2 protein-coding genes are annotated in these 12,044 nt (G+C 63.4%); both read right to left on the bottom strand.

The window, feature by feature from the left end:
* Positions 1–8,993: non-ribosomal peptide synthetase (locus N005_RS03060; RefSeq protein ID WP_047699316.1), on the bottom strand; the 8,993-nt coding region annotated here is incomplete at its 3' end.
* Between the two features lie 1,902 nt (positions 8,994–10,895).
* On the bottom strand, positions 10,896–12,044 hold a 1,149-nt coding region (locus tag N005_RS03055; protein ID WP_047699308.1), incomplete at its 5' end, for a non-ribosomal peptide synthetase.

The raw sequence follows: 12,044 nt of genomic DNA, 5'->3' as shown, positions 1-12,044 counted from the left end.
GGATGGCCAATCGGGATACCGCCCTCGCCCACGCTCTGGATTTCGTAAGTGGTGGTGAAGGTCGTGGCTTCGGTCGGGCCATAACCGTTGAGCAAATGCTGCGGTGCGCCGTCTTTGAGCACACGCCCGATCACCGCCGGATCGAGCACGTCGCCCCCCACGATCAGGTAGCGAAGTTGCTTGAACACCGGCAGCAGGCCGTCGGCGTACTGATGGAACAGCCCGGCGGTCATCCACAGCACGCTGACCGACTGCTCGGTCAACAGCTCGGCAAAATGTTCCCGGGACAGCAACACGTCCTGATCGACCACCACCACACAACCACCGTTGAGCAGTGGCGCCCACACGTCCAGGGTACTGGCATCGAAGGCCGGGTTCGAGGCGAACGCCACCCGGTCCTGTTGGTTGAAATCGGCATAGCCGTTGTTGATCACCAAGCGGTTGATCGCCCGATGCGGCACCAGCACGCCCTTCGGCATCCCGGTGGAACCGGAGGTGTACATGATGTAGGCGACGGATTCGGCGCTCTGCATCAGCTTCAGGTCATCGGAGGTTCCGTCCAGCACCACGGTGTCCAGGTCCACCCGCGTCATACCTTGCGGTGTGGTCGTAGCGCTCAGGGTCAGCAGGATCCGCGCCCCGCTGTCCTGCACCATGAATTCCTGGCGTTCCAGGGGCGCGTGGATGTCCAGCGGCACATAGACCGCGGCGCACTTGAGCACCGCCAGCTGGCTGACCAACAGATCAATCGAACGCTCCAACAGGATCGCCACACGCTCGCCCGGCTTGACGCCAAGGTCGATCAGGTGACGGGCCAGGCGATTGGCCCGGCCGTTCAATTCGGCGTAGGCCAGGCTCTGCCCGTTGTGCACGGCCGCCGGTGCCTCGGGGCTGGCCTGGACCTGCGCTTCGAACAACCCATGGACGGTCCTGTCCCGTGGAAAGCTGCGGGTGGTTGCGTTGAAATCCACCAGCAATTGCCGACGTTCGGCCGATGGCAGGATCGACAGGCTGTCCAATCGCGTCTGCGGGGCCTGCTCCAGGGCCTCCACCAAGCGCTCCAGCGCAATGTTCATATAGGCGCAGACCCGCTGTGCGCCAACCTGTGGCACGGCCAGCGCGGTCAGCAGGAAGTCTTCACCCAGGTCGTCCACCGACAGGGTCAGTGGGTAGTTGGTGCGTTCTTCGTTGCTCAGGATCTCGATACCGTCCCAAGCGGCCAGCGCGTCGTTCGAGGTGACATCAGCGGTGCTGTGCCGGTAGTTGAGCAAGGCACTGAACAGCGGCATCGGCGCGACTACGCCGCTGCAGCGCTGGGCCAGCGCCAGGGAGGCGTGCTCATGGCCGAGCAGGCCGGTCAATCGGGCGTGGGCCGCCTTCACGCCGCTGCGTACATCCCGCGCGCCCACGTCCACCCGCAGCGGCAAGGTGTTGATGAACATGCCCAGCGCACGTTCCGCACCGTCACCGCCCTGCATCCGGCCCATTAGCACGGTGCCGAACACCACGTCCTGTTTGCCGGACACCCGGCCCAGCACCTGGGCCCAGGCCAGATGGTGCAGGCTCGCCGCGCTCACGCCCAACTCACGGGCCTGGGCCCGCAGGCGGCGGCTCAAGTCGCCGGACAGCTGCAAGCCGGCCTCTTCGATATCGCTGCCGTCGCCGCGCACATCCTGCACGCCGAACGGCAGGGTCGGCTCATCGACGTCGCCGAGCATGTCGCGGAAGAAGGCTTCATGCTCTTCGCGACTGACGCCCCGACGAGCCTGGGCCACATAGTTGCGGAACGGCACCGCCTCGCCCAATTGGTCGGCCTGGCCCAGCAGGTGGGCCTGCATCTCGTGGCGCACCAGTTCCAGCGCCGTGTGATCGAGGGCCATGTGGTGGAACAGCAGGATCGCCACCCAGCGCCGGTTGGGCTGGTCTTCTGCGAACGCAATGCGCATCAGCGGCGCCTGTTGCATATCGAGGCGGTAATGCAGCGTGTCGAATCGCTCGCGCAACTGCCCGGCAATATCCCCGGCACCAGCCGCCAGTACGACCTCTTCCACCGCCAGTTGCGCCTTGCGCCAGACCACCTGCACCGGCTCATCCAGGCCCTCCCAGACCACCGAGGTGCGCAGGATGTCATGACGATCGATGACACCCTGCAGTGCATGGGCAAAGGCGTCCAGCCGCTCGGCATCGGCGACGGTGAACGTGGCTTGCAACACGTAGGGATCGCCCGACGGCGCGGCAATATGGTGGTAGAGAATGCCTTCTTGCAACGGCGCCAACGGGTAGATGTCCTGCACGTTGCGCGCGCCACCCGGCACCGTGTCCACGATGCGGTCGATGGCGTGCTGGTCCAGCTCCACCAGGGGCAGCATCGGCGGCGTGATCCGCGTGCAACCGAGCAGGATGCCGTTTTCCGGTACCTGGATTTCGCTGCCGTTACCCACCGCGGCCGCCAGCGCCATCAAAGTCGGCTGGCCGAACAGTACGCGCACGTCGGCGCTCAAACCGACCTGGCGCATCCGCCCGACCAGGCTGACCGCCAGCAACGAATGGCCACCGAGTTCGAAGAAGTGATCGTGACGGCCGACACGCTCGACCTTGAGCAGGTCCTGCCAGATCTGCGCCAGGGTGGTTTCGATTTCGCCTTGGGGGGCTTCGTAGCCACGAGTGATCAGTGCATCGTGTTCCGGGGCCGGCAAGGCCTTGCGGTCGAGCTTGCCGTTGGGGGTCAGCGGCAGTGCGTCGAGGTGTACGTAGGCCACCGGGACCATGTAGGCCGGCAGTTGTGCTTGCAAATGAGTGCGCAGCGCCTCGATGTCGACTGCTTCTGCTTGGGTGAAGTAAGCGACCAGGCGTTTGTCGCCGGGCACGTCTTCTCGGGCCAGCACCACCGCTTCCTTCACCGCATCGTGCTGGGCGAGCTTGGCTTCGATCTCGCCCAGTTCGATACGGAAACCACGAATTTTCACTTGGTCGTCGTTACGGCCCAGGTATTCGATGTTGCCGTCCGGCAGGTAGCGGCCCAAGTCGCCGGTCTTGTACATCCGGGCGTTGGGCGTGGCGCTGAACGGGTCCTTGAGGAAACGCTCGGCGGTCAGGTCATCGCGATTGAGATAACCACGAGCAACACCGGCACCACCGATGTAGATTTCCCCTGGGACACCCAATGGCACTGGCTGCTTATGTTCATCCAGCAGATAGAACTGGGTGTTGGCGACCGGTTTGCCGATGTGCGCAGCAAAACCGTCTTCACGAGCCATCGACACCCAACTGGAGTAAGTCGTGGTTTCCGAAGGACCGTAGAGGTTGCACAGGCGTTTGACCGAGGTCTGTTCGAACAGCGCCTCCACCAGGCTGCGCTTGAGGGCTTCACCGGCCACGTTCACCGTGTCGACGCCCTCACCCAGTCCACCGGCTTCCAGCAACGCCTTGAGCGCCGACGGCACGGTGTTGATCAAGGTGATGGCGTGCTCGCCGTGTTGCAGTTCCAGCACATTAGTGACGACTTCGATGCTGCCGCCTGACGTCAATGGTGCGAAGCATTCATAGACCGCCAGGTCGAAGTTCAGCGAGGTCGAGAACAGCGTCTTCGACAAGGTCTGCGCATCGAACGAACGATGCGCCCAGGTCAGGAAGTTGACCGTATTGCGGTGTTCGATCATCACGCCCTTGGGCAAACCGGTCGAACCGGAGGTGTAGATCACATAGGCCAGGTGCGCCGAAGTCAGCTCGGCAACCTGCGGATTCGAGACGGACTCGTCCTGCCAGAGCCCGCTACCGAGATCAATCACCGGCATCGTTGCATCAGCCAACAACCCAAGGGTCGCCGCCTGGGCCAGCACCACGGCTGGCGCGCTGTCTTCCAGCATGTAGGCAATCCGATCCGCCGGATAGGCCGGATCCAGCGGTACATAACCCCCGCCCGCCTTGAGGATCGCCAGCAGCCCGACCACCATGTCGGTACCGCGCTCGACACAGATCGCCACCCGCGAATCTGGCCGCAGGCCCTGCCCGCGCAGGTAATGCGCCAGTCGGTTGGCCCGCTCGTTCAACTCGGCATAGCTCAGACGTTGCCCGCCATGCAGCACCGCCAGCGCCTCCGGCGTACGTTGCACCTGTTCCTCGAACAGCCCATGAATGGTCTGCTCCAGCGGATACTCGGCGTCGGTGGCGTTGAACGTCACCAGCAACTGCTCGCGCTCCGCTTCAGGCAGGATCGGCAAGCGATACAACGCGGCCTGGGGCGTCTGCTCCAGCGCCTCCACCAGTTTTTCCAGGGCCGTGTGCATGTATCCGCAGACCCGCTGCGCGCCAATCTGCGCCGCCACCAGCACCGTCACGCTGAAACCGTTGCCCAGGTCGTCGACGTTCAATGTCAGCGGGTAGTTGGTGCGCTCTTCGCCATTCAGGGCATGGATACCCTGCCATGCGTCCGTCGCCTGCGCCGAAACCGAGCCGGTGGCGCTGTGTCGATAGTTGAGCAAGGCGCTGAACAGCGGCAACGGCGCCGCTACGCCGCTGCAACGCTGGGCCAATGCCAGGGAGGCATGTTCATGGCCCAACAGCGAGGTCAATCGCGCATGGACGGCCTTGACGCCCGCCCGCACACCCTGCTGCCCCACCTGAACCCGCAATGGCAGGGTGTTGATGAACATCCCCAGGGCACGCTCGGTATCGGCGCCGCCCTGCATCCGCCCCATCAGCACAGTGCCGAATACCACGTCCTGTTTGCCGGACACCTTGCCCAGCACTTGGGCCCAGGCCAGGTGCACCAGGCTGGCAACGCTTACGCCCAACTGACGGGCCTGGGCCCGCAGGCGCAAGTCCAGGGAAGCCTCCACCGACTGCCCGGCCTCTTCAATGCCGTGGCCACCGCCTTGCACATCTTGCAGGCCGAACGGCAATGTCGGTTCGTCGACATCGCCGAGCATCTCGCGGAAAAACACCTCATGTTCTTCCCGGCTCATACCCAGGCGTGCCTGGGCCACATAGTTGCGATAGGGCACGGCGTCAGCCAGTTGCCCGACGTCGCCCATCAGGTGCGCCTGCATCTCGTGCTGCACCACTTCCAGCGCCGTGTGGTCGAGCGCCATGTGATGGAACAGCAGCGTCGCAACCAATCGATGGTTGGCGGCATCCTGTCCATAGGCCAGGCGCATCAGGGGTGCCTGGCTGACATCCAGGCGATGGTGTCGCGGGTCGAAGCGCTGCTGCAGCTGTGCCACGGCATCACCGGCGGCCGGATCGAGGTCGACCGCTTCAACGTGCAGCTTCGCCTCGCGCCAGACCACTTGCACCGGCGACTCCAAGCCTTCCCAGACCACGCTGGTGCGCAGGATGTCGTGACGATCGATCACCCCCTGCAACGCCTCGACGAACGCATCGAGCCGTTCGCGGTGATCGAAGGCAAACTGCGACTGCAATACATACAGATCGCCCTGTTCGGCCGAGAGATGATGGAAGAAGATGCCTTCCTGCAGCGGCGCCAACGGATAGATATCCTGCACGTTGGCCGCGCCACCCGGCACCGTGTCCACGATGCGGTCGATGGTTTGCTGATCCAGTTCCACCAGGGGCAGCATCGGCGGTGTGATCCGCGTGCAACCTGGCAGGATGCCGTTGTCCGGCACCTGGATTTCGCTGCCGCTACCCACCGCTGCCGCCAGCGCCATCAAGGTCGGCTGGCCGAACAGTACGCGCACGTCGGCGCTCAAACCGACCTGGCGCATCCGCCCGATCAGGCTGACAGCCAGCAACGAGTGACCGCCGAGTTCGAAGAAGTGATCATGACGGCCGACGCGCTCGACCTTGAGCAGGTCCTGCCAGATCTGCGCCAGGATGGTTTCGATTTCGCCTTGGGGGGCTTCGTAGCCGCGGGTGATGACCGAATCCAGGTCCGGCGCCGGCAAGGCCTTGCGGTCGAGTTTGCCGTTGGGAGTCAATGGCATGGCGTCGAGACGCACATAAGCCACCGGCACCATGTATTCCGGCAACTGCGCTTGCAGGTGGCTGCGCAGGGTTTCGATGTCCACCGTTTCCGATTCGGTGAAGTAAGCCACCAGGCGCTTGTCACCCGGTACGTCTTCACGGGCCAGCACCACGGCCTCTTTCACGGCCTCGTGTCGGGCGAGTTTGGCTTCGATCTCGCCCAGTTCGATACGGAAGCCACGGATCTTCACCTGGTCGTCGTTACGGCCCAGGTATTCGATATTGCCGTCCGGCAGGTAGCGACCCAAGTCGCCGGTCTTGTACATCCGGGCGTTGGGCGTGGCGCTGAACGGATCCTTGAGGAAGCGCTCGGCGGTCAGGTCATCGCGGTTCAGGTAACCCCGCGCGACACCGGCACCACCGATATAGATTTCCCCTGGGACGCCCAGTGGCACCGGTTGTTTATGTTCGTCCAGCAGGTAGAACTGGGTGTTCGCCACTGGTTTGCCGATGTGCGCGGCAAAACCCTCTTCACGAGCCATCGAGACCCAACTGGAGTAGGTCGTGGTTTCTGAAGGGCCATAGAGGTTGCACAGGCGTTTGACCGAGGTCTGTTCGAACAACGCTTCCACCAGACTGCGCTTGAGGGCTTCACCGGCTACGTTCACCGTGTCCACGCCCTCGCCCAGTCCACCGGCTTCCAGCAACGCCTTGAGCGCCGACGGCACGGTGTTGATCAGGGTGATGTGGTGCTCGCCGTGTTGCAGTTCCAGCACATTAGTCACGACTTCGATGCTGCCGCCGCTGGTCAACGGTGCAAAGCACTCGTACACGGCCAGGTCGAAGTTCAGCGAGGTCGAGAACAGGGTTTTCGACAGGGTTTGGGCATCGAACGAACGATGCGCCCAGGTCAGGAAGTTGACCGTATTGCGGTGTTCGATCATCACCCCTTTCGGCAAACCGGTCGAGCCGGAGGTGTAGATCACGTAGGCCAGATGCGACGAAGTCAGCTCGGCAACCTGCGGATTCGAGACGGACTCGTCCTGCCAGAGCCCGCTACCCAAATCAATCACAGGCATCTTGGCATCAGCCAACAACCCAAGGGTTGCCGCCTGGGCCAGCACCACGGCTGGCGCACTGTCCTCCAGCATGTAGGCGATCCGATCCGCCGGATAGGCCGGATCCAGCGGCACATAACCCCCGCCCGCCTTGAGGATCGCCAGCAAACCCACGACCATGTCGGTACCACGCTCGACGCAGATCGCCACCCGCGAATCCGGCCGCACGCCCTGCCCGCGCAGGTAATGCGCCAGTCGGTTGGCCCGCTCGTTCAACTCGGCATAGGTCAGGCGTTGCCCGCCATGCAGCACCGCCAGCGCCTCCGGCGTACGTTGCACCTGTTCCTCGAACAGCCCATGAATGGTCTGCTCCAGCGGATAATCGGCGTCGGTGGCGTTGAACGCCACCAGCAATTGCTCGCGCTCCGCCTCCGGCAGAATCGGCAGATCGGCCAGCGACGACTCAGGCGCACATTCCAGCGCCTGGGTCAGACTCATCAGCGCCGCTTCCATATAGGCACAGATCCGCGGCGCGCCGATCCCGCTCACCGCCTGGACGGTGAGGCTGAAATCTTCACCCAGATCGTCCACCGAGAGCATCAGTGGATAGTTGGTCCGCTCTTCGCCACCGAGCACCTGGATACCGTCCCAGGCAGACACCGCATCGGTCGAAGTCGCCGTGCCAGTGTGGCGGTAGTTGAGCAAGGCACTGAACAGCGGCGCGGGTGCGAGCACGCCGCTGCAACGCTGAGCCAAAGCCAGGGAGGCGTGCTCGTGGCCAAGCAACGCGGTCAAGCGTGCATGGGTCGCCTTGACCCCGGCGCGCACACCTTGCGCACCCACGCCCACCCGCAGCGGCAGGGTGTTGATGAACATGCCCAGCGCCCGGTCGGCGCCCTCGCCCCCTTGCATCCGGCCCATCAACACGGTGCCGAACACCACATCATCGCGTCCCGACACGCGTCCCAACACCTGGGCCCAGGCCAGGTGGACCAGGCTCGCGGCACTTACGCCAAGCTGACGCGCCTGGGTCCTCAAGCCCAGGCTCAGGCTGCTGGCGAGCGTCAGTGTGGCTTCCTCGATGCCCACGCCTGCACCCTGCACCTCTTGCAGGCCGAATGGCAGGGTCGGCTCATCGACATCGCCCAGCATCTCGCGGAAGAACCCTTCATGGGCTTCAGCACCCATGCCCAGGCGCACTTGTGCCACGTAGTTGCGAAAAGGTACCGGCGCAGGCAATGCATCGGCCCGGCCGAGCAGGAATGCCTGCATCTCATGCTGCACCAACTCCAGGGCTGCGTGGTCCAGCGCCATGTGGTGGAACAACAGGATCGCCACCCAGCGGCTGTTGGCCCGATCTTCAGCACAGACCAGGCGCATCAACGGCGCCCGGCCCAGGTCCAGACGGTGGTGCCGGGTATCGAAACGCTGGTGCAGTTGCCGCTCGATATCGCCTTCGGCCGGATCGAGCACCAGCTCCTCCAGGGCCAGAGTGGCTTCGCGCCAGACCACTTGCATCGGCTCTTCCAACCCCTCCCACACCACCGAGGTACGCAAGATGTCGTGACGATCGATCACGCCTTGCAAGGCTTGGAGAAAATCATCCAGGCGAGCCCGCTGATCCGCTCCGAACAAGGTCTGCAACACATAGGGATCACCCTGCTCGGCGGCAAGGTGATGGTAGAAAATGCCTTCCTGCAAGGGCGCCAGCGGGTAGATGTCCTGGACATTGCCAGCACCACCGGGCACACCGTCGACGATCCGGTCGATCTGCTCCTGAGTCAGGCTGGCCAGCGGCAACATGTCCGGTGTAATGCGGAACGCCGGGCTCAACCAGTCGCCACCGTTTCTCTCCACCAGGGCGAGCAGTTCATGCTTATGGACGGCCAGACTGTCCCATACCGTGCTCTCCAGCCCTTCGTCATCGCCCTCGATCACAAGGTTTTCGCCATCCTGCTGGAGACGAATCGGGTGCTTGGAAAGCGCTGCCATCAGTTCGCTGAATTGCATCGAAGGACCTGCTTTTCTGGTTCGGAGTGGTTGACGATCAATGTGGTTTTCAGACACGGCGTGTCGCCTGGACGCGAGAGTTGGCAGTGGACGGGCCGATCACCGCGTGCGGGCCAAAGCAATGAATATCGTCATGTGCAACCGAAGGAGCTCCGTCTCCGGGACTGTCTCCTTACAGGCCAAAAAAAATTAGAGCATTCGGTAGGGCATGTCTGTCATGGGAAGCAGGGACAAGTCCCGGCGGGGGGGCAGGCGGAGGTAAATCCTGTGGGAGCAAAGCTTGCTCCCACATGGGATCCGGGGTGAACACAACACCTGCATACGCCACCGAATCCTGTGGGAGCCGGGCTTGCCCGCGATGGCGGTGGCATATTCAGCATTGATGCCAGCAGGCCCACCGCTATCGCGAGCAGGCTCGCTCCCACATGGGATCCGGGGGAGAACACAACACCTGCATACGCCACCGAATCCTGTGGGAGCCGGGCTTGCCCGCGATGACGGTGGCATATTCAGCATTGATGTCTGCAGGCCCACCGCTATCGCGAGCAGGCTCGCTCCCACATGGGATCCGGGGGAGAACACAACACCTGCATACGCCACCGAATCCTGTGGGAGCCGGGCTTGCCCGCGATGGCGGTGGCATATTCAGCATTGATGCCAGCAGGCCCACCGCTATCGCGAGCAGGCTCGCTCCCACATGGGATCCGGGGGAGAACACAACACCTGCATACGCCACCGAATCCTGTGGGAGCCGGGCTTGCCCGCGATGGCGGTGGCATATTCAGCATTGATGCCAGCAGGCCCACCGCTATCGCGAGCAGGCTCGCTCCCACATGGGATCCGGGGGAGAACACAACACCTGCATACGCCACCGAATCCTGTGGGAGCCGGGCTTGCCCGCGATGGCGGTGGCATATTCAGCATTGATGCCAGCAGGCCCACCGCTATCGCGAGCAGGCTCGCTCCCACATGGGATCCGGGGGAGAACACAACACCTGCATACGCCACCGAATCCTGTGGGAGCCGGGCTTGCCCGCGATGGCGGTGGCATATTCAGCATTGATGCCAGCAGGCCCACCGCTATCGCGAGCAGGCTCGCTCCCACATGGGATCCGGGGGAGAACACAACACCTGCATACGCCACCGAATCCTGTGGGAGCCGGGCTTGCCCGCGATGGCGGTGGCATATTCAGCATTGATGCCAGCAGGCCCACCGCTATCGCGAGCAGGCTCGCTCCCACATGGGATCCGGGGGAGAACACAACACCTGCATACGCCACCGAATCCTGTGGGAGCCGGGCTTGCCCGCGATGGCGGTGGCATATTCAGCATTGATGCCAGCAGGCCCACCGCTATCGCGAGCAGGCTCGCTCCCACATGGGATCCGGGGGAGAACACAACACCTGCATACGCCACCGAATCCTGTGGGAGCCGGGCTTGCCCGCGATGGCGGTGGCATATTCAGCATTGATGCCAGCAGGCCCACCGCTATCGCGAGCAGGCTCGCTCCCACATGGGATCCGGGGGAGAACACAACACCTGCATACGCCACCGAATCCTGTGGGAGCCGGGCTTGCCCGCGATGGCGGTGGCATATTCAGCATTGATGCCAGCAGGCCCACCGCTATCGCGAGCAGGCTCGCTCCCACATGGGATCCGGGGTGAACACAACACCTGCATACGCCACCGACTCCTGTGGGAGCCGGGCTTGCCCGCGATGGCGGTGGCACATTCAGCATTGATGCCAGCAGGCCCACCGCTATCGCGAGCAGGCTCGCTCCCGCCCTGGCTCGTGGAGGTGCATAACATCGGGGAAACACCCCGAACCCCTGTGGGAGCGAGCCTGCTCGCGATGACGTCAGCCCAGCCGACATCGCCGCTAGCAGACAGGCCCCCAGGGGTTCAGATACGTCGCTGACGCGTGAGCGCCGGAATCTTCGTTTCGGGCACTTCGATGCGTTGCACCTGCCCCACCGCCGCGGCCACCGACGCCAGTGTCGGTTGACCGAACAACACACGCACATCGGCCTCCATGCCTTCCTTGCGCATGCGTTCGATCAGCGCCACGGCCAACAACGAGTGCCCGCCCAGTTCAAAGAAATGGTCGTGGCGGCCGACGCGCTCGACCTTCAGCAACTCGGCCCACAGCGCGGCAAGTTTCATCTCGGTGTCGCCCGCGGGGGCTTCATAAAGACGCAGGGAAAACGCGCTGCTGTCGGGTGCAGGCAAGGCCTTGCGGTCGAGCTTGCCGTTGGGAGTCATCGGTAGTTCATCGAGGTGTACGTAGGCCACCGGGACCATGTAGGCCGGCAGTTGTGCTTGCAGGTAACCGCGCAGGGCCTCGATATCCACCGCTTCGGACTGGGTGAAGTAAGCCACCAGACGCTTATCGCCGGGCACGTCCTCGCGGGCCAGCACCACCGCTTCCTTCACCGCGTCGTGCTGGGCGAGCTTGGCTTCGATCTCGCCCAGTTCGATGCGGAAACCACGGATCTTCACCTGGTCGTCGTTACGGCCCAGGTATTCGATATTGCCGTCCGGCAGGTAGCGGCCAAGGTCGCCGGTCTTGTACATCCGGGCATTCGGTTCACGACTGAACGGATCCTTGAGGAAGCGCTCAGCGGTCAGGTCATCGCGATTGAGATAACCACGGGCAACACCGGCACCACCGATGTAGATTTCCCCTGGGACACCCAATGGCACCGGTTGTTTATGTTCATCCAGCAGATAGAACTGGGTGTTGGCGACCGGTTTGCCGATATGGGCGGCAAATCCGTCTTCCCGGGCCATCGACACCCAACTCGAATAAGTCGTGGTTTCCGAAGGACCGTAGAGGTTGCACAGGCGCTTGACCGAAGTCTGCTCGAACAAGGCCTCCACCAGACTGCGCTTGAGGGCTTCACCGGCCACGTTCACCGTGTCCACGCCCTCACCCAAACCACCCGATTCCAGCAACGCCTTGAGCGCCGACGGCACGGTGTTGATCAGGGTGATGTCGTGCTCGCCGTGTTGCAGTTCCAGCACATTAGTGACGACTTCGATGCTGCCGCC

The sequence above is a fragment of the Pseudomonas mediterranea CFBP 5447 genome, from assembly GCF_000774145.1.
GTDB lineage: Bacteria > Pseudomonadota > Gammaproteobacteria > Pseudomonadales > Pseudomonadaceae > Aquipseudomonas > Aquipseudomonas mediterranea.
The sequence above is the reverse complement of the archived record's forward strand: the minus strand, read 5'-3'. Positions and strand labels throughout refer to the sequence as shown.